At 72.2% G+C, this 18,745-nt stretch carries 14 protein-coding genes, 1 pseudogene and 1 riboswitch; of the genes and pseudogenes, 4 read left to right on the top strand and 11 right to left on the bottom strand.

Annotated elements, in window-relative coordinates; genetic code table 11:
* Positions 1-7: 7 nt before the first annotated feature.
* Positions 8-130, bottom strand: a pseudogene (locus tag OG624_RS29875) (DUF6531 domain-containing protein); the annotation flags it as partial.
* 101 nt (positions 131-231) lie between these two features.
* Between OG624_RS29875 and OG624_RS29870 the strand changes: the two are divergent.
* Entirely contained in the window at positions 232-411 is a 180-nt protein-coding gene (locus OG624_RS29870) for a hypothetical protein (protein WP_371588604.1), read from the top strand.
* Between the two features lie 52 nt (positions 412-463).
* Here the strand turns inward: OG624_RS29870 and OG624_RS29865 are convergent, their stop codons facing one another.
* From OG624_RS29865 to OG624_RS29850, 4 genes are all read right to left on the bottom strand, one after another.
* Positions 464-1,114, bottom strand: coding sequence for a thymidine kinase (locus OG624_RS29865; protein WP_033217496.1), 651 nt, complete (start codon positions 1,112-1,114; stop codon positions 464-466).
* Positions 1,115-1,182: 68 nt separating this feature from the next.
* On the bottom strand, positions 1,183-2,385 hold the full coding sequence (locus tag OG624_RS29860) for an alkaline phosphatase family protein (RefSeq protein ID WP_326749154.1): 1,203 nt from the start codon (positions 2,383-2,385) through the stop codon (positions 1,183-1,185).
* Positions 2,385-2,984, bottom strand: coding sequence for a DUF5998 family protein (locus tag OG624_RS29855; protein ID WP_030713230.1), 600 nt, complete (start codon positions 2,982-2,984; stop codon positions 2,385-2,387). Before OG624_RS29855 ends, OG624_RS29860 begins: the two co-directional genes overlap by 1 nt.
* Positions 2,985-3,034: 50 nt before the next feature.
* The gene (locus OG624_RS29850) at positions 3,035-5,824 is read right to left on the bottom strand and encodes a bifunctional acetate--CoA ligase family protein/GNAT family N-acetyltransferase (RefSeq protein WP_371640001.1); all 2,790 of its coding nucleotides are present in this window, start codon (positions 5,822-5,824) and stop codon (positions 3,035-3,037) included.
* A 184-nt stretch (positions 5,825-6,008) separates the two neighbouring features.
* Here OG624_RS29850 and OG624_RS29845 point away from each other — a divergent pair, with 184 nt between their 5' ends.
* On the top strand, positions 6,009-6,290 hold the full coding sequence (locus OG624_RS29845; protein ID WP_030012489.1) for an HPr family phosphocarrier protein: 282 nt from the start codon (positions 6,009-6,011) through the stop codon (positions 6,288-6,290).
* A 315-nt stretch (positions 6,291-6,605) separates the two neighbouring features.
* On the opposite strand, the gene OG624_RS29840 is transcribed toward OG624_RS29845, so the two are convergent.
* From OG624_RS29840 to OG624_RS29825, 4 genes are all read right to left on the bottom strand, one after another.
* Entirely contained in the window at positions 6,606-7,283 is a 678-nt protein-coding gene (locus tag OG624_RS29840; RefSeq protein WP_033217490.1) for a GntR family transcriptional regulator, read from the bottom strand.
* Between the two features lie 196 nt (positions 7,284-7,479).
* Complete coding sequence (locus tag OG624_RS29835) at positions 7,480-8,283, bottom strand: M23 family metallopeptidase (RefSeq protein ID WP_033217486.1); 804 nt, start codon at positions 8,281-8,283, stop codon at positions 7,480-7,482.
* 13 nt (positions 8,284-8,296) lie between these two features.
* A riboswitch (cyclic di-AMP (ydaO/yuaA leader) is annotated at positions 8,297-8,455 on the bottom strand.
* Positions 8,456-8,672: 217 nt separating this feature from the next.
* Positions 8,673-10,040 (bottom strand): M16 family metallopeptidase, encoded by a 1,368-nt coding sequence (locus OG624_RS29830; RefSeq protein ID WP_033217855.1) that lies wholly within the window; start codon positions 10,038-10,040, stop codon positions 8,673-8,675.
* 20 nt (positions 10,041-10,060) lie between these two features.
* Positions 10,061-11,413 carry a M16 family metallopeptidase gene (locus tag OG624_RS29825; protein ID WP_033217853.1) on the bottom strand — a complete coding sequence of 451 codons (1,353 nt, stop codon included), beginning with the start codon at positions 11,411-11,413 and terminating at the stop codon, positions 10,061-10,063.
* Between the two features lie 275 nt (positions 11,414-11,688).
* Between OG624_RS29825 and OG624_RS29820 the strand changes: the two genes are divergently transcribed.
* Positions 11,689-14,145, top strand: coding sequence for a DNA gyrase/topoisomerase IV subunit A (locus OG624_RS29820; protein WP_371640000.1), 2,457 nt, complete (start codon positions 11,689-11,691; stop codon positions 14,143-14,145).
* A 99-nt stretch (positions 14,146-14,244) separates the two neighbouring features.
* Positions 14,245-16,320: a restriction endonuclease gene (locus tag OG624_RS29815; protein WP_371639999.1), complete on the top strand. Its 2,076-nt coding sequence runs from the start codon at positions 14,245-14,247 to the stop codon at positions 16,318-16,320.
* A 78-nt stretch (positions 16,321-16,398) separates the two neighbouring features.
* Here OG624_RS29815 and OG624_RS29810 read toward each other — a convergent pair whose 3' ends face one another.
* Entirely contained in the window at positions 16,399-17,496 is a 1,098-nt protein-coding gene (locus OG624_RS29810) for a CobW family GTP-binding protein (RefSeq protein ID WP_371639998.1), read from the bottom strand.
* Between the two features lie 24 nt (positions 17,497-17,520).
* Positions 17,521-18,687 carry a citrate synthase gene (locus OG624_RS29805; RefSeq protein ID WP_352163105.1) on the bottom strand — a complete coding sequence of 389 codons (1,167 nt, stop codon included), beginning with the start codon at positions 18,685-18,687 and terminating at the stop codon, positions 17,521-17,523.
* Positions 18,688-18,745 lie beyond the last annotated feature (58 nt).

The following is an 18,745-nucleotide window of genomic DNA, read 5'->3' as shown; positions in this document are numbered from 1 at the left end:
GTAGCAACCAGTGGCCGTAGCGGTACTCCGACAGATGGGTACCGTCCACGACGAGCGGGAGCACCCCCGGCAGGGAGAGGTCGACCTGCGGCAGGGTCATCTCCCCCGTCGCGATGTCGACCGGGTCGGACACCCGCAGGAGGTCGTCGCCCACCACCGCAAAGCGGCTGCCGCCGACGGCCGGCAGCTCCACACACCCTCGTCCCCGCACGCCGATCCCGACCTGGAGATGTGCTTCACCCAGGCGAGGAGGGGCACCTCCGTCAGGCCACCGTCGTCTTCGTGTCGCCCCGCGAACTCAGCGAGCAGTACGGTCAGTCCCTCGGCCCGGAGTTCACCACGGGCCTGGCCTTCCGCATCGAGGCCGGCGCAGAGGCCGTCGGCGCCCGGACGCCCTGCTGGGGCGGCTGACCTGCAGCGAAAGGCGGCAGAACCATCCCGGAAGAGACCACGGGATGGGTGGTCAGGCGTGGTTGACCGGGAGGACGTCCGGGGAGAGGGCGCCGGCCTGGGCCGCCGCCGAGGTCATGCGGCGGCGGTGGTGGCGGCGGCACAGGACCTCGTAGCCGATCTCCTCCGCCGGGCGGTTCACGTCCCCGACGACCACCTGGGCGCCTTCCACCACCATCTCCCCGCCCACCGTACGGGCGTTGTGCGTCGCGCGCGCTCCGCACCAGCACAGGGCCTCGACCTGGAGCTGCTCCAGACGGTCCGCCAGCTCGATCAACCGCTGCGAACCGGGGAACAGCTTCGTGCGGAAGTCGGTCGTGATGCCGAAGGCGAAGACGTCCATGTCGAGGTCGTCGACGATGCGCGCGAGCTGGTCGATCTGCTCGGGCGCCAGGAACTGCGCCTCGTCCACGATCACGTAGTCGGCCTTGCCGCCCTGCGAGAGCTGAGCCACCAGGTACGCGTACAGGTCCATGCCCTCCGGCGCCTCGATCGCCTCCGTCACCAGACCGAGCCGGGAGGACAGCTTGCCCTCACCCGCCCGGTCGTCCCGCGTGAAGATCACACCCTGCAGCCCCCGTGCATCGCGGTTGTGCGCGATCTGGAGCGCCAACGTGCTCTTTCCGCAGTCCATCGTTCCGGAGAAGAACACCAGCTCGGGCATGGGAAGTACGGACCTTTCGGGTCGTGGGCAGGTGGTGGGGCGGGTGCGTACGGGGTGTCGGGCGAGGGTCAGGTGCGGATCTCGAGCAGCGGGACGAGCTGCTCCGCCGCGGTCATGGAGCCGTGCATTCCGGTGAGGGCGGATTCGTTCGGCTCGTTGCGCGAGGCGGTGATCGCGACATCGGCCTGAGCCGCCGCCACCACGTCGCCGATGCGCCCGAGCACCCGCTCGTCGCACTCCCCCGGCGCGCCGAACCAGCCCAGTTCCAGGGCCTCTTCGCGGCTCGCGACCCAGAACCGGTCGCCGAGCACCTCGCGCCACACGGTCAGTACGTCGGCCTGCGCACCCGGCACCGCGTACACGTGTCGGGCCCGCCCCTCGCCGCCGAGCAGGGCGACGCCGGCGCCGAGCTCCCAGTCCTCGTCGAAGTCGATCCGGGAGTCCTCGTCGAAGGGGACGTCGACCATGCCGTGGTCCGCGGTCACGTACAGGGCGGTGCGCGGCGGCAGCTGCTCGGCGAGCCGCTGGACGAGCCGGTCCACGTACATCAGCTGGCCGCGCCAGGCGTCGGAGTCCACGCCGTGCCGGTGGCCGGCCCCGTCGAGCTCGCTGTAGTACGTGTAGACCAGTGAGCGGTCGCCTGCCGCGAGGCGCTCGGCCGCCAGGTCCATCCGCTCCTCCCCGGTCATCCGGCCGAGGAAGGTGCCGCCGCTCAGCGCGACCTTGGTGAGCGGGGTGGTCTGGAAGGCGGGCGAGGACACCTGGGCGGTCGCCACCCCGGCCTTGTCGGCCTGCTGGAAGACGGTCGGATACGGCTGCCAGGGCTTCGGCGAGGTCCACGGGTGCCAGCGGAGCTGGTTCATCAGTTCCCCGGTGGCGGGGTTGCGGACGGCGTAGCCGGGCAGGCCGTGGCGGGCCGGCGGCAGGCCGGTGCCCACGGAGGCGAGCGAGGTGGCGGTGGTCGCCGGGAAGCCCGCGGTGATCGGGCGGCCGGTGCCGCCGCGCGAGCTGCCGAGCAGGGAGGTGAGGTACGGGGCCTCGTCCGGGTGGGCCTTGATCTGCTCCCAGCCCATGCCGTCGACCAGGAACACGCAGTTCCGGTCGGCCGGGGTCAGCTCGGGGATCGCGGCGGTGAAACCGGGGACGCCCTGGCCGGCCACGAGCGTGGGGAGCAGGTCGGCGAGCGATCCGGCGCCGTACTCCGGGACGGGGGCGCCCGCCAGGTCCAGCAGCTCCGGCTCGGGCCACTCCTGTGCCGCGGAGTACGCCATCAGCGGGCGGGGGTGGCGGAGGTCGCCGCTGTGGCTTCGGAGAGCGCCTGCGCGAAGACCAGGGTCTGGCGCACCGCCTCCGGGCCGTCGCCGGCCTCGCTGACCCGCAGGCTGAGGTCGTCGGCGGTGGAGTTGCCGGTGTAGCCGTGGTCGGAGTCGCAGTTCGGGTCGCCGCAGGCGGCCGGCTCCAGGTCGATCCGGGAGACCGCGCCCCAGCCGATGGTCAGGACGACCTCGCGGGGCAGGGTGCCGGGGGTGTAGGACTCCGGGTTGGCGACGACGCGGCTGAGCACCACGGAGGAGATGCTGGACAGCTTGACCGACTCGGTGGAGGTGGTCGCGTACGGGGAGGGGGACCCGGCGTCGGCGGCCTGCTCGTCGGTGTGGCTGACGATGAAGCGGTTGCCCGTCAGGACCAGCACGGTGACGTGCCGGCGCACCTCGTTGGAGTCGAAGGTCGTCTCCTGGTGGACCAGGTACGACGAAATCGGCTCGCCGCCCACCGCGGCCTCCACGGCCTCGGCCACGAGGGCCGGGTAGTAGCCGCTGCGCTCGATCGCCGTGCGCAGCCCCTGGGTCGTCGTACCGGATTTTGCCATGAGGTCCATCCTAAGGCCCGTACGGGGCCCTCAGGCCGCGCCGTACCCGGTCAGTAACTGGGGAGGGTCCGCGGGCCGAGATCGCCGCGGGCCGGCGGGTGGGCGACACGGACGGTGGCGCTGAGCACGGACAGGCCCTCGGCGGCGACCACGACCGGCTCCAGCGAGACGCCGATCACCTCGGGGTGGTCGTCCACGAGGCGGGACACCCGCAGCAGCAGTTCCTCCAGGGCGGGGGTGTCCACGGGGTCGCTGCCGCGCCAGCCGAACAGGAGGGGCGCGGTCCGGATGGACCGGATCAGTCCGGCGGCGTCCCGGTCGGTGGCCGGGACGAGCCGGTGCGCGGTGTCGCCGAGCAGCTCGGAGGCGACGCCGGCGAGCCCGAAGGAGAGGACGGCGCCCGCGGCGGGGTCGATGACGGAGCGGACGACGGTGTCGACCCCGCGGGGCACCATGGCCTGCACCACGGGCTGGAGCTCGGCCGGCTTGCCCAGCGCGTCGGTGAGCTCCTCGTACGAGCGCCGCAGCTCGGTCTCGTTCGTGAGGTCGAGGCGTACGCCGCCCAGGTCCGCGCGGTGACGCAGGTGCGGGGCGGTGGTCTTGAGGGCCACCGGGTAGCCCAGCACCCCGGCGGCGCGGGCCGCCGCGTCGGCGCTCGGTGCGGGCAGGGTGGGCAGGACGCGGATGCCGTAGCCCGCGAGCAGCTCGCGGGCGTCCCAGTCGGTCAGCGTCAGCACGGCGCCGGGGTCGACGTCGGTCAGCAGCCCGGCCAGCCGCTGCGCGGTTCCGGCCTCGTCGATGTCCTCGTACTCGGGGACCCGCCCGTCGTCCTCGGCGGTGGCACGGCGCCACTGCCCGTACCGGACGGCCTCGGCGACGGCTTTGACCGCGCGTTCGGCGGCGGGGTAGCTGGGGATGCTGTCCCCGGCCGCGGCCGGCGCCCCGGACGAGGCCTGGGGCGCCTGGTCCGCCACGGGGCCCCAGCTCCGCGGCGACGTGGTGTGCGGGACGCCGCGCACGGCGGACAGGGCCAGGGCGAGCTCGCCGAGCTCGACGTGCACCACCGCGACCGGCTTGCCCGGGTGGGCGGCCACCGCCGCGCGCAGGGCGCCGGCCAGGTCGTCCTCCGGCGCGTCCTCGCTCACCCACGGGATGGCCGTGACCACCACCGCGTCGCAGTCCTCGGAGCGGAGCGCGTCGGTCAGGGCGGTGCGGAAGTCCGCCGGCGCGGCCGCCGTCGTCAGGTCCAGCGGCGGCAGGGGGCGCAGGCCCTGGGTGAGGCAGGCGTCGTAGGTGAGGATCCCGAGGGATTCCGAGTTGCCGAGGATCGCGATGCGGGGCCCGGCGGGCAGCGGCTGCGCCGCCAGCAGGAGGCCGACGTCCACCAGCTCGGTGACGGTGTCGACGCGGATGACGCCGGCCTGGCGCAGCAGGGCGGAGACGGTGGCGTCCGGCAGCCGGGTGTCGGGGACCACGTGTCCGGCCGGGCTGTGCCGGCCGCCCTTGGCGACGACCACCGGCTTGACGGCCGCCGTGCGGCGGGCGAGGCGGGTGAACTTCCGCGGGTTGCCGAGGGTTTCGAGGTAGAGCAGGGCGACGTCGGTCGTCTCGTCGTCGTACCAGTACTGGAGGATGTCGTTGCCGGACACGTCGGCGCGGTTGCCCGCGGAGACGAAGGAGGACAGGCCCTCGCCGCGTCGCAGCAGCGCGGAGAGCAGGGCGATGCCGATCGCCCCGGACTGCGTGAACAGGCCGATCCGGCCGCGCGTCGGCATCGGCGCGGGGGTGAGGGAGGCGTTGAGTTCCACCTCGGGAGCGGTGTTGATCACCCCGTAGGCGTTCGGCCCGATCAGCCGCATCCCGTACGAGCGCACCTGCCGCACCAGTTCGCGCTGGCGGGCGAGTCCGGCCGGGCCGCTCTCCCCGTATCCGGCGGACAGGACGACGAGCCCCTGGACCCCGTGCTCGCCGCAGGCCGCCACCGCGTCCGGGACCCGGTCGGCCGGGACCGCGATGACCGCGAGGTCGACCGGGGCGCCGATGGCCTCGATGGTGCGGTAGGCCCGTACGCCGTCGAGGAGGTCGCGGGTGACGGCCTCGTTGACCGCGTAGAGGTGGCCGTGGAAGCCGCTGTCGCGCAGGTTGCGCAGGGCGGCCGCGCCCACGCCCCCGCCGGAGCGGCTGACGCCGACGACGGCCACCGAACCGGGGGCCAGCAGCCGCTGCACCGAGTGGGCCTCGGCGCGTTGTTCGCGGGCGCGCTGCACGGCGAGGGACTCGGCGGTGGGTTCGAGGTCGAGGGTGAGGCGGACGGAGCCGTCCTCGAAGCTGCGCTTCTGCTGGTAGCCGGCGTCCGTGAAGACTTTGATCATCTTGGTGTTGGCGGGCAGCACCTCGGCGGCGAACCGCCGGATGCCGCGCTCCCGGGCCACCGCGCCGATGTGTTCGAGGAGCGTGGAGGCGACCCCGCGACCCTGGTGGGCGTCCTGGACGAGGAAGGCGACCTCGGCCTCGTCGGCGGGTGCGGAGGCGGGCCGGCCGGCGGCGTCGATGCGGTCGTAGCGGACGGTGCCGATGAACTCCCCGCCGATGGTCGCGGCGAGGCCGACCCGGTCCACGTAGTCGTGGTGCGTGAAGCGGTGCACGTCGCGGTCGGAGAGCCGGGGGTAGGGGGCGAAGAAGCGGTAGTACTTCGACTCGTCCGAGACCTGCTCGTAGAAGCTGACCAGCCGGCCCGCGTCCTCGGTGGTGATGGGCCTGATCCGGGCGGTGCCGCCGTCGCGGAGGACGACATCGGCTTCCCAGTGGGCCGGGTAGGAGGGGTCCGACTCGATGGTCATGGGCCTACCTTACGGCCGGATCAGGCCGTGGAGCCCTCGCGCGGCGGATGAGGCAGGACGCGACATATCAGGGCAAGCTGGGGAAGGTCGAACGGCGGAAAATTCAGGCCGATGGTAGGCCCGAGCATTCCGGGCGTCGTGAGAGACTGGTCTAGACAACCGTAAGAACCTGAAGGGCATCACCATGGCAGAGCGCCGCGTCAACGTCGGCTGGGCCGAGGGCCTGCACGCTCGTCCCGCCTCGATCTTCGTCCGTGCGACGACCGCTTCCGGCGTCCCGGTGACCATCGCGAAGTCCGGCGGCGACCCCGTCAACGCCGCCTCCATGCTGGCGGTCCTGGGCCTGGGCGCCCAGGGCGGCGAGGAGATCGTCCTCGCCTCCGAGGCCGAGGGTGCGGACGCCGCGCTCGACCGCCTCGCGAAGCTGGTCGCCGAGGGTCTCGAGGAGCTCCCCGAGACCGTCTGACCCTTCGGGTTCGACCCCACGCGCGAAGCCGCGGCCCCCGATCCGGGGGCCGCGGCTTCGTCGTTCCGCCCGGGGCCGGCCGTGTGACGAGAACCCGGGGCGGCGCCGCCCGACGCGGTCACCCCGCTTCGCGGCGGACCCGAGAGCAGCGGATGCCGAGAAAATCCCGCGCGGCGAAGAAAAGGCCTCGCCGAAATACGGCGCACCTCGAATCATTCCTCACGGGAATTGCGCACGACACCTCGGACCGATTCGAAAAGGATCGGCCGGCGCGCGGCGAATTCACGCGATCCCACCCTTTGTATACGGCTCCTGTTAATGCCGACCGCTCGACATGTTTACGGCAGGTTGCGAAGTACTCACCGTCGGACGGAGCCGCAGCCGGTGCGCCCCCGCCGCCCGGTCCGCGTGGATCGCGGTCAGCGCCCGCGCCCGCTCGGCGTCGCCGCGCGCCACCGCGTCCACGACCGCCCCGTGCTCCGCCCAGGACTCCACGGGCCGGGCCGGAGCCTCCACCACGTACATCCACGCGATCTTGTGCCGCATCTGCGTAAGCAGCGAGATCAGCCCGGGGCTGCCGGAGGCCTGGGCGAGCGTCTCGTGGAACCAGCCGCCCAGGGACCGCAGATCCTCCCCTTGGCCCCGCCTGGCGCGCTCCTGCCCCAGCCTGACCAGTCCGCGCAGCACCTTGAGGTGCGCGTCGGTGCGCCGTCGGGCCGCCCGCGCGGCGGCCAGCGGCTCCAGGAGCATCCGCAGCTCCAGCAGGTCCGCGGCCTCCTGCTCGGTCGGCTCGGCCACGCACGCCCCCGCGTGGCGCCGCGTGGTCACGAACCCCTCGGACTCCAGGGTCCGCAGGGCCTCACGCACCGGGACGCGCGAGACCCCGTACCGGCGGGCCAGCACCTCCTCGGTCAACCGGCCGCCCGGCTCGAACACCCCGGAGACGATGTCGTCGCGGATTGCTGTGCATACCGCGTGCGCAGGAATACGCAAGACCGAACCTCCGCCTATTTCCGACTGCCAGCGTCATTGCACGCACATGCGCGTGCTGCGACTCTATTGCAACACACGATAATTTCCGAGAGCGGCCTGAAATACGAAACATTTGCACAAAGGCGCAACACACGAAGACCCCGGCTCGGAGAGCCGGGGTCTTCGGTGAAGCGGTGCGATGCGTGAGGCGCCGACGTCAGAGGCTGACGCCGTGCGAGCGCAGGTACGCGATCGGGTCGATGTCCGAGCCGTACTGCGAGCCGGTGCGGGCCTCGAAGTGCAGGTGCGGGCCGCTGGAGTTGCCGGTGGAGCCCGACAGGCCGATCTGCTGACCCGGGGTGACCTGCTCGCCGACGGAGACGTTCAGCGAGGTCATGTGGCCGTACTGGGTGTAGGTGCCGTCGTTGTGCTTGATGACGACGTTGTTGCCGTACGCGCCACCCCAGCCGGCCTCGACGACGGTACCCAGGCCCACCGCGTGGACCGAGGTGCCGGAGGCGGCGTGGAAGTCGATGCCCGTGTGGCTGCCGGAGGACCACATGCCGCCGCCCGCGTGGTACTGCGTGCTGACGTACGAGCCGTCCACCGGGGCGACGAAGGTGTTGAGGCGCTTGCGCTCCTCCTCGCGGGCGGCGCGCTCGGCGGCCTCGCGCTCGGCCTTCGCCTTGGCCTCGGCCATGCGCTTGGCCTCGGCGGCCCGCTGCTTCGCGTCGGCCTCGGCCTGCGCCTTGGCGGCGTCCTGCTCGGCGACGCGGTGCTGGGACTCGGCCTGTTCGGCGATGTCACCCGCAAGGTCCTCGGCGACGACGACGGCACCGAGGCCGTTGTCCTGGCCGATGGTGCTGCTGTGGTTGTCCGCGGCGAAGGCCGGGGCGGCGAGGGAGCCGACGACACCCGTGGTGGCGATCGCGGCGATACCGGCGTAACCGGCGGTCTTCTTGCTCAGACGGCTGGAGCCACGGTGCTTACCGGTACCAGCGGGACGACTGCCAAACGCCATGAAGGGTTTGATCCTTTCCTTCCTTCTCGCCTACCGGGTTAGCTGACGGGTTCGGAGCAGGAAGGTCTCCTACGGGCCTCCTCTTGCGAGGGGGTCCGATTCACCCCAGGGACTCATGTGGGTCCCCGGCTCCCCAGGCTCGCGCCTGACGGGGACTCGGCGATCGCTGTCCGGTGCCGCGGGTGCGGCGGGCACAACTGACGAACAGCACGCCTGACGCTAGGCGGATCATCAGTCAATCGCCAAACAGACGCGGCTTTTTGTTGCGTACGCCACACCGCATACAAGCAACCTCACCATTAAACGGACAAAAGGGGTTCTGGTGACCAAGTCGCCAGAACCCCTTGCCGAAACCCTCGGCCGGCCCTCAAGGGGCCTTCATCCGACCGTCAGTTGGAGACGACCGTGACCTCGCCGATCCCGAGGGCCCGCACGGGCTCCTCGATCAGCGCCGCGTCGCCCACGAGGACGGTGACCAGCCGGTCCGCGGGGAAGGCCTTGACGACCGCCGTGGTGGCCTCCACCGTGCCCGTCTCGGCGAGCTGGGCGTACAGATGCGACTGGTAGTCGTCCGGCAGTTCCTGCTCGACCTGGTCGGCGAGGGTGCCCGCGACCGAGGCGGCCGTCTCGAACTTCAGCGGGGCCACGCCCACCAAGTTCTGCACGGCGACATCGCGTTCGGCGTCGGTCAGACCGCCCTCGGCGAGGGTGCGCAGGACCTTCCAGAGGTCCTCGAGCGCCGGTCCGGTGTTCGGGGTGTCCACCGAGCCGCTGATGGCGAGCATCGAGGCGCCCTTGCCGTCCGCGGTGGAGCGCAGCACCTGGCCGAAGGCGCGCACGCCGTAGGTGTACCCCTTCTCCTCGCGCAGCACCTTGTCCAGGCGCGAGGTGAGGGTGCCGCCCAGGCAGTACGTGCCGAGCACCTGGGCCGCCCACAGCCGGTCGTGGCGGTCCGCCCCGATCCGGCCGATGAGCAGCTGCGTCTGGACCGCGCCCGGCCGGTCCACGATGACCACGCGGCCGGTGTCGTCGGCGGTCACCGGCGGCACCGGGAGGGCGGCGGCGGTGTTGCCCGTCCAGGCGCCCAGGGTGTCCGCGAGTACGGCGTCCAGGTCGATGCCGGTCAGGTCGCCGACGACCACCGCGGTGGCGGTGGCGGGGCGTACGTGGGCCTCGTAGAAGGCGCGCACGGCGGCGGAGTCGATCCGGGCGACCGTCTCCTCGGTGCCCTGGCGCGGCCGCGACATGCGCAGGGACGCCGGGAAGAGCTCCTTGGAGAGCTCCTTGGCGGCGCGGCGCTGCGGGTTGGCCAGCTCGTGCGGGATCTCGTCGAGCCGGTTGCGCACCAGCCGGTCGACCTCGGCGTCGGCGAACGCCGGGGCGCGCAGCGCCTCGGCGAGCAGACCGAGCGCCTTGGGCAGCCGGGAGGCCGGGACCTCCAGCGAGACCCGCAGGCCCGGGTGGTCGGCGTGCGCGTCGAGGGTGGCGCCGCAGCGCTCCAGCTCGGCCGCGAACTCCTCGGCGGAGTGCTTGTCGGTGCCCTCGGAGAACGCCCGCGCCATGATGGTCGCCACGCCGTCCAGGCCCTCGGGCTCGGCGTCCAGCGGGGCGGCGAGGTTGACCTCGACCGCGACGACCTGCTGGCCCGGCCGGTGGCAGCGCAGCAGGGTCAGCCCGTTGGACAGCTGCCCGCGGTCGGGGGCCGGGAAGGCCCACGGCTGCGGCTCGCCGGCCTGCGGTCGCGGGTGGAAGGTCATCGTGACGGCTGCCGTGTCGCTCACTGCTCCGCCCCCTCGTTCTCGTCGGAGTCGTCGTGCTGGTCGGACTCGTCGGCCGCGAGCGGCTCGTAGACGAGCACGGCGCGGTTGTCCGGGCGCAGTCGGGCCGCGGCCACGGCCTGCACCTCCTCGGCGGTGACGTCGAGGACGCGCCGGACGGCGGTCAGCGCCAGCTGCGGGTCGCCGAACAGCACCGCGAAGCGGCACAGTTCGTCGGCGCGGCCGGCCACCGTGCTCAGCCGGTCCAGCCACTCGCGCTCCAGCTGCGCCTGGGCGCGCTCCATCTCCTCGGCCGTCGGGCCCTCGGCGGCGAACCGCGCGAGCTCCTCGTCCACGGCCGCCTCGATGGCGGGGATCTCGACCCCGCTGGAGGTCTTGACGTCCAGCCAGCCCAGGGAGGGCGCCCCGGCCAGGCGCAGCATGCCGAAGCCGGCCGCGACGGCCGTCTGGTCGCGGCGCACCAGCCGGTTGTGCAGCAGCGAGGACTCGCCGCCGCCCAGGATGGTCAGCGCCACGTCGGCGGCGTCGCACTCGCGGGTGCCGTCGTGCGGCAGTCGGTAGGCGGCCATCAGCGCACGCGCCGGGACCTCCTCGACGATCTCCTCGCGCAGCTGCTCCCCGATGATGTCGGGCAGCGAGCCGTCGCGGGGCGGCTGCTTGCCGTCGTGCGCGGGGATGGTGCCGAAGTACTTCTCGACCCAGGCGAGCGTCTTCTCGGGGTCGATGTCGCCGACGACCGACAGCACCGCGTTGTTGGGCGCGTAGTACGTGCGGAAGAAGGCGCGCGCGTCCTCCAGGGAGGCGGCGTCCAGGTCGGCCATGGAGCCGATCGGGGTGTGGTGGTACGGGTGACCCTCGGGGTAGGCCAGGGCGGTGAGCCGCTCGAAGGCCGTGCCGTAGGGGACGTTGTCGTACCGCTGGCGGCGCTCGTTCTTGACGACGTCGCGCTGGTTCTCCATGGACTCGTCGTCCAGGGCGGCCAGCAGGGACCCCATCCGGTCCGCCTCCAGCCAGAGCGCGAGCTCCAGCTGGTGCGTCGGCATCGTCTCGAAATAGTTGGTGCGCTCGAAGCTGGTGGTGCCGTTGAGGGAACCGCCGGCGCCCTGGACCAGTTCGAAGTGCCCGTTGCCGGGTACGCTCGCCGACCCCTGGAACATCAGGTGCTCGAAGAGGTGAGCCAGTCCGGTGCGTCCCTTGACTTCGTGGCGCGAGCCGACGTCGTACCAGAGGCAGACCGCGGCGACCGGGGTCAGGTGGTCCTCGGAGAGCACCACGCGTAGGCCGTTGGCCAGCCGGTGCTCGGTCGCTGTCAGGCCGCCGGAGCCGGCCTGGGCTGTGGCCGTGTGACCCATGGGCATGTGGTCCCTTCGATCGCGATGCAGAGATTTCTTATCGACCTGCCACTGTATGCAAGCGCGCCGACCGCCGGATAAGTTCCCGGGTCACTCCCCCGCACTCCGTCCGGGGGACCCCCGGGGTCGGAGTCGGCGTTGTCGGTGCGTCGGGCCACAATGGTCCGCGTCGTACCCTCGCCGGACACCACAAGACCGCCCGACCCCGCCAGACCCGATCAGACACCCCACCCGACAGCCAGCACACCCCATTTTGGTTAAGGAGCCGCGCAGCGATGGCCCGCCGCAGCACGAAGACCCCGCCGCCGGAGGATTTCGAGGAGAAGATCCTCGACATCGACGTCGTCGACGAAATGCAGGGCTCCTTCCTCGAGTACGCGTACTCGGTGATCTACTCCCGTGCCCTGCCCGACGCCCGGGACGGCATGAAGCCGGTGCACCGGCGCATCGTCTACCAGATGAACGAGATGGGCCTGCGTCCCGACCGCGGGTACGTGAAGTGCGCCCGTGTCGTCGGCGAGGTCATGGGCAAGCTCCACCCGCACGGTGACGCGTCCATCTACGACGCCCTCGTGCGCATGGCCCAGCCCTTCTCCATGCGGCTGCCGCTGGTCGACGGCCACGGCAACTTCGGCTCGCTCGGCAACGACGACCCGCCGGCCGCGATGCGTTACACCGAGTGCAAGATGGCCGATGCCACGTCGCTGATGACGGAGTCGATCGACGAGGACACCGTCGACTTCACCGCCAACTACGACGGCCAGGAGCGGGAGCCGGTCGCGCTGCCCGCCGCGTACCCGAACCTGCTGGTCAACGGCGCGTCCGGAATCGCCGTCGGCATGGCCACCAACATGCCCCCGCACAACCTCGGCGAGGTCATCGCGGCAGCCCGTCACCTGATCCGGTACCCGCAGGCGGACCTGGAGGCGCTGATGCGCTTCGTGCCGGGCCCCGACCTGCCGACGGGCGGCCGGATCGTCGGGCTCTCGGGCATCAAGGACGCCTACGAGAACGGGCGGGGCACCTTCAAGATCCGCGCGACGGTGGCCGTGGAGGACGTGACGGCGCGCCGCAAGGGCCTGGTCGTCACCGAACTGCCCTTCACGGTCGGCCCCGAGAAGGTCATCGCGAAGATCAAGGACCTGGTCGGCTCGAAGAGGCTCCAGGGCATCGCCGACGTCAAGGACCTCACCGACCGCTCGCACGGCCTGCGCCTGGTCATCGAGATCAAGAACGGCTTCCACCCGGAGGCCGTGCTGGAGCAGCTCTACAAGCTGACGCCGATGGAGGAGTCCTTCGGCATCAACAACGTGGCGCTGGTGGACGGGCAGCCCCTGACGCTGGGCCTCAAGGAGCTGCTGGAGGTCTATCTCGACCACCGCTTCGAGGTCGTCCGCAGGCGCAGCGAGTTCCGCCGCACCAAGCGCCGCGACCGGCTGCACCTGGTCGAGGGCCTGCTGGTGGCGCTCCTCGACATCGACGAGGTCATCCGGCTCATCCGGGACAGCGACAACTCGGCGCAGGCCAAGACCCGGCTGATGGAGCGGTTCTCGCTGAGCGAGGTCCAGACCCAGTACATCCTGGACACCCCGCTGCGCCGGCTCACCCGCTTCGACCGGATCGAGCTGGAGTCCGAGCGCGACCGGCTGACCGGCGAGATCGACGAGCTGACCGGGATCCTGGAGTCGGACAGCGAGTTGCGCAAGCTGGTCTCCGCGGAACTGGCGTCCGTCGCGAAGAAGTTCGGCACCGAGCGCCGTACGGTGCTGCTGGAGTCCGCGGGCACCGCGGTGGCGGCCGTTCCGCTGGAGGTCGCGGACGACCCGTGCCGGGTGCTGCTGTCCTCGACGGGCCTGCTGGCGCGTACGGCGAACGGCGAGGCGCTGCCGGAGGAGGAGGGCGGCGCCCGGGCCAAGCACGACCTGATCGTCTCGCAGGTCGCGGCGACGGCCCGGGCCGATGTCGGCGCGGTCACCTCGTACGGGCGCCTGCTGCGGCTGTCGGTGATCGACCTGCCGCAGCTGCCGGACACGCACGCCGCGCCGAACCTGGCGGGCGGCGCCCCGGTCTCGGAGTTCCTCTCCGGGCTGGAGGCGGACGAGAAGGTGATCTGCCTGACCTCGCTGGACGAGTCCTCGCAGGGCCTCGCGCTGGGCACCGAGCAGGGCGTGGTCAAGCGCGTCGTGCCGGACTACCCGGCGAACAAGGACGAGCTGGAGGTCATCACCCTCAAGGAGGGCGACCGGATCGTCGGCGCGGTCGAGCTGCGCACGGGTGAGGAGGACCTGGTCTTCATCACCGACGACGCCCAGCTGCTGCGCTACCCGGCGGGCCAGGTCCGCCCGCAGGGCCGCCCGGCGGGCGGTATGGCGGGCATCAAGCTCGCCGAGAACGCCAAGGTGATCCACTTCTCGGCCGTGGACCCGGCGCGGGAGGCGGTGGTCTTCACGGTGGCGGGCTCGCACGGCACCCTGGACGACTCGGTGACCTCCGGGAAGGTGACCCCCTTCGACCAGTACCCGCGCAAGGGCCGCGCCACGGGTGGCGTGCGCTGCCAGCGGTTCCTGAAGGGCGAGGACGTGCTGGTCCTGGCCTGGGCGGGCGGTGCCCCCGTCCGCGCGGCGGCGGCGAACGGCACGCCGGCCGAACTGCCGGCCGTGGACCCGCGCCGGGACGGCTCCGGGGCCGCGCTGCCGACGGCGGTCGCGGCACTGGCGGGGGCCGCGCTGTAGGGCGCGGGAGGGCATTCGGGTGGTACGACCGGGGGGACGTACCACCCGAATGCCGACTAGTGTTTTCCCCGTGGACGCGGTGGGGGGAGAACGCAGCTGATGAGCCGTCGAGCGGGCAGCGGACTGATCGGGAACTGGGCCGAGGCACAGCGCCGGCAGCAACAGACGCAGCTGGTCCAGCAGCGGGAGGCCGAACGCCGGCAGCGGGCCCACGAACGGGACGCGAACCGGAGCCACCGGCAGTACCGCGAGGCCGAGGCCCTGCGGCGCACCGCGCAGTTCGACGCCGAGGTCGAGGCCCTCAAGGGCCTGTTGGCCGCGGGCTGCCGGGCACCGGCGTTCCGGATATCCGCCCTGGCCCGGCCCGACGGGCTGCAGCCCTTCGACCCCGGCACCCTGGCCCACCCGGTACCGATGCCCCGCATCGAGGACTTCCAGCGGCAGAGCAGCGGCTGGACGCTCGGCTCGAACCACCGGGCGCAGGCGGAGCGGGAGGCGCACGCCCGCTACACCCAGGCCTGGCAGGCGGCGAACGCCGCGGAGGCGCAACGCCGGCAGCAACTGGCCGCGTACCGCCAGCAGTACGACCGGTGGGCGGCGGAGCAGATGGCGGGGGCGCTGGCGCACAACGGCGGGCTCACGGAACTGGCCGAGGCCCTGCGCGCGGGTGACGCCGAGGCGGCGGTGGAGTACTTCTCGGCGGCCCTGTACGCCTCGACGGCCTGGCCCGAGCGGCTGCCGCGGCAGGTGACGGCGGCGTACGACCCGGCCGCGCGCCAGCTGGTGCTGGACTGGGAGCTGCCCGGGTACGCGGTGGTGCCGGAGGCCCGGGCGGTGCAGTACCTCCCGAGCACGGACCAGGACAAGGTGAAACCCCGCCCGGTCACCGAACGCCGGGCGCTGTACCGGGACCTGTTGGCCCAGTGCGTGCTGCTGGTGGTGCGCGAGCTGTACGCGGCGGACGAGTTCGACGTACTGGACTCCGTCGTGGTCAACGGCTTCGTGGACTGCCACGATCCGGTGACCGGTCAGGAGGCGCGGTTCGTGCTCGCCACGGTACCGGCGGCGCGCAGCGCCTTCGCCGGGCTGCGGCTGGAGCAGGTCAGCGCGGTGGACTGTCTGGTCTCGGGGCTGGGCGGGCTGCTGTCGACGCGGCCCGACCAGCTGACGGCGGTGCGCCCCGGGCGCCGGCCCGACGAGGTCGGCGGGGATGTCGTCAGCCATGGTGGGCACGCGGGCGACGCGGACGAGGACGAGCCGGATCTCTTCGCGATGGACCCGATCGCCTTCGAGAACCTGGTCGCCGAGCTGTTCCGGGCGATGGGCATGGAGGCGGTGACCACGCAACGGTCCGGAGACGGCGGGGTCGACGTGGAGGCGGTGGACCCGGCGCCGATCCGGGGCGGGCGGATCGTGGTGCAGGTCAAGCGCTACCGGAACACGGTGCCGCCGACGGCCGTGCGTGATCTGTACGGCACGGTCCAGGACAAGGGGGCGAACAAGGGGGTGCTGGTCACCACCGCGTCCTTCGGGCCCGGGTCGTACACCTTCGCCAACGGCAAGCCGCTGGAGTTGGTTCCCGGGACGGACCTGGTCGAGCTGCTCCACCAGTACGGGCTGCGCGGCCGGCTCGGCGACGGCTCCCCGGCCCCGGCCCGGCGAGCGCCCGCACCCGAACCGGCTCCCCCGGCCGACCACAACGTGCTCGGCATGTCCTGGTCGGGCTCGGTCGCCCTCGACGTGTGCGCGCTGGTCTGCACGGGCAACCGGGTGCTGAGCGAGGAGCACTTCGTCTTCTTCAACAACCCGCGCACCCCGGACGGTTCGGTACGGGCCCGCGAGCACGCGGCTCCCGACAAGGCGGCGCTGGAGGTCTCCTTCGACGCCCTGCCGTCGCAGGCGGACCGGCTGGTCCTCGTGGCCGCGATCGATCCGGAGGTCGATCCGCACGCCGACCTCGCCGGGTTCACCGACGCCCACATCCGGCTGCTGTCCGCGGGCGGTGAGGAACTGGGCCGGCTGGACGTCTCCGACGGCCGCGCCGGGGAGACCGCGCTGGTCCTCGGCTCGTTCCGGCACCGGGCCAACGGCGACTGGGACTTCGTGATCGGCGGCAAGGGCTACCGCGGCGGCCTGGAGGACCTGCTGGGCGAGTTCGGCGTCGAGGTCGCCTAGGGAGGGTGCTGTCCGCGAGGTCCCACCGATCAGGCGGGGCGCGCGGCTCCTCGGGCCCGGTTGCCGGGCCCTCAGCCCTCAGCCCTCGTCCGAGGGATCCGGCTCGGCCTCCGGCTCCGTCCCGGGCTCGGGCCTGGCCACGTACCGCAGTACGCACCACATGCTCTCGGGGCGTGCCTCGTGCGGGGCCGGTTCGCGGCAGGCCTCCAGCTCGCGCAGCAGTCCGGGCCCGTCGGTGCCGGAGCCGATCAGGACCAGCCGGTTCACGCGTGCTTCGCCCCGCCCCCAAGGCCTCGGGGCGAAGCGGAGGAAGCGGCCGACGGCGTGGACCTCGTAGCAGTCGTCGTGCCCGGGTACGCCGAAGTGGACGAAGCCCTTGATCCGGTAGAGCCCGGCCGGGCGCCGGTCGAGGAAGTCGATGAACCGGCGCGGGGACAGGGCCTGCTCGGTGGTGAACTCCGTGCTCTCGTACGCGGCGTGCGCGTGGCCGCAGCCGTCGTGGCCGTCGCCGTTGCCGTCGGCCTCCGCGAGCAGGTCCTCGAAGGAGAGCTGCCCCCGGGTCTCGGTCCAGGGCCTGCGGTCGAAGAGGAGTTCCGGGTCGATCCGCCCGTGGTCGGCGCCCACGACCGGGGTGCCCGGGGCGCAGAGCACGGCGAGCTCGCGCTCGATCCGGGCCCGTTCCGTCGCGTCCACCCGGTCGGTCTTGTTGAGCACCACCAGGTCGGCGACGGCGAGGTGGCGGTCGGTCTCCGGGTGCCTGGCCCGGGTCGCGTCGAATTCGGCGGCGTCCACGACCTCCACCATGCCGCCGTACCGGATGTCCGGGTTCTCGCTGGCCATGAGCATCCGGATCATCTCCTGGGGCTCGGCCAGCCCGCTCGCCTCGATGACGATCACGTCGATCCGGTGGACGGGTGCGGAGAGCTTCTCCAGGTAGGCGTCGAGTTCGCTGCCGTCGACGGCGCAGCACAGGCAGCCGCCGCCGAGGGAGACCATCGAGTCACCGACCTGGCCGGCCACCGACATCGCGTCGACCTCGATCGATCCGAAGTCGTTGACCACCACCCCGATGCGGGTGCCGCCGCGACCGGCGAGGAGGTGGTTCAGCACGGTGGTCTTGCCTGATCCGAGGAAACCGGCGAGGACGACGACGGGGATGGGCTGCCTGCTGTTCACCCGGTCGATCGTAGCCGGCCTCCGTCAGCGCAGGGGCGGCACGGGGTGGGGAGGGGTGGGGCCGGTGTACCGGGCGGCCGGACGGATGATCTTCGAATCGGTGGCTTGTTCGAGGATGTTCGCGCTCCAGCCGACCACGCGGGCCGCGCAGAAGGTGGGCGTGAACATCTCGCGCGGGAGTCCGCAGAGCTCCATGACCACGCCCGCGTAGAACTCCACGTTGGTGTGCAGTTCGCGGCCCGGCTTCAGTTCGGCGAGGATCTCCTCGACCTGGCGCTCGACCTCGACGGCGAAGTCCACGAGGGGACCGCCGAACCGGAGGGCGATCTCGCGCAGCATGCGGGACCGGGGGTCCTCGGTGCGGTAGACGGGGTGGCCGAAGCCCATGATCCGGTCGCCCGCCAGGACCCGCTCCCGGATCCACGGCCCGATCCGGTCCACGGTCCCGATGGCGTCGAGGGTGTCCAGGGCACGGCTGGGGGCGCCGCCGTGCAGGGGGCCGGAGAGCGCGCCGATCGCCCCGGTCAGGCAGGCCGCGACATCGGCGCCGGTGGAGGCGATCACCCGGGCGGTGAAGGTCGAGGCGTTGAAGCCGTGGTCCACGGTGGATATCAGGTACCGCTCGACCGCGCGGGCCCGGACCGGGTCGGGTTCCCGGCCGGTCAGCATGTAGAGGTAGTTGGCGGCGTACGGGAGGTCGTCCCGCGGTTCCACCGGCTCCAGGCCCTGCCCCAGTCGGTGCAGGGCGGTCAGCAGGGTCGGTACGGCGGCGCAGGCGGCCAGCGCGTCGGCGGCCCGGCGATCGGGGTCGAGGTCGTAGACCGGCCGGAAGCCGGCGCAGGCCCCGAGCAGCGAGAGCGCGGTGCGCAGCCCGGCGAGGGGGCCGGAGAGCCGGGTGGCCCGGGCCAGGGCGGGCAGGGCGTCCCGTACCTCCGAGGGAAGTCGGCGCAAGGGGGCGATCTCGGCGGCGAAGGCGGCGCGCCCGGCGGCGTCGACCGGGAGCGCGCCGCGGAACATCAGGTGCCACACGTCCTCGAAGGTGCGGGTGGCTGCGAGGTCGACGGCCGAGTACTGGCGGTAGTGGTAGAAGCCCTCCCGGCCCCGGACATCACCCAGAGCGGTTTCGGTGACCACGACCCCCGCGAGGCCGCGGGGTACTTCCAAGGTGGTGTTCATGGATCGACCATCCATGATGGATTCAATCGCTGTCAATATTGATTGACTCAATATAGCTGTCCATCTGTAGGGT

Origin of the sequence: Streptomyces virginiae, from assembly GCF_041432505.1 — a bacterium.
Classification (GTDB): Bacteria; Actinomycetota; Actinomycetes; order Streptomycetales; family Streptomycetaceae; genus Streptomyces; species Streptomyces virginiae_A.
This window is presented reverse-complemented; position numbering and strand designations above follow the sequence as displayed.

Excerpts from the sequence above, each read along its gene's own strand:
- OG624_RS29860 (WP_326749154.1), bottom strand. The coding sequence starts at position 2,385 with ATGGCGTACTCCGCGGCACAGGAGTGGCCCGAGCCGGAGCTGCTGGAC.
- OG624_RS29845 (WP_030012489.1), top strand. The coding sequence starts at position 6,009 with ATGGCAGAGCGCCGCGTCAACGTCGGCTGGGCCGAGGGCCTGCACGCT.
- OG624_RS29855 (WP_030713230.1), bottom strand. The coding sequence starts at position 2,984 with ATGGCAAAATCCGGTACGACGACCCAGGGGCTGCGCACGGCGATCGAG.
- OG624_RS29865 (WP_033217496.1), bottom strand. The coding sequence starts at position 1,114 with ATGCCCGAGCTGGTGTTCTTCTCCGGAACGATGGACTGCGGAAAGAGC.
- OG624_RS29830 (WP_033217855.1), bottom strand. The coding sequence starts at position 10,040 with ATGACCTTCCACCCGCGACCGCAGGCCGGCGAGCCGCAGCCGTGGGCC.
- OG624_RS29820 (WP_371640000.1), top strand. The coding sequence starts at position 11,689 with ATGGCCCGCCGCAGCACGAAGACCCCGCCGCCGGAGGATTTCGAGGAG.
- OG624_RS29825 (WP_033217853.1), bottom strand. The coding sequence starts at position 11,413 with ATGGGTCACACGGCCACAGCCCAGGCCGGCTCCGGCGGCCTGACAGCG.
- OG624_RS29815 (WP_371639999.1), top strand. The coding sequence starts at position 14,245 with ATGAGCCGTCGAGCGGGCAGCGGACTGATCGGGAACTGGGCCGAGGCA.
- OG624_RS29850 (WP_371640001.1), bottom strand. The coding sequence starts at position 5,824 with ATGACCATCGAGTCGGACCCCTCCTACCCGGCCCACTGGGAAGCCGAT.
- OG624_RS29835 (WP_033217486.1), bottom strand. The coding sequence starts at position 8,283 with ATGGCGTTTGGCAGTCGTCCCGCTGGTACCGGTAAGCACCGTGGCTCC.
- OG624_RS29805 (WP_352163105.1), bottom strand. The coding sequence starts at position 18,687 with ATGGATGGTCGATCCATGAACACCACCTTGGAAGTACCCCGCGGCCTC.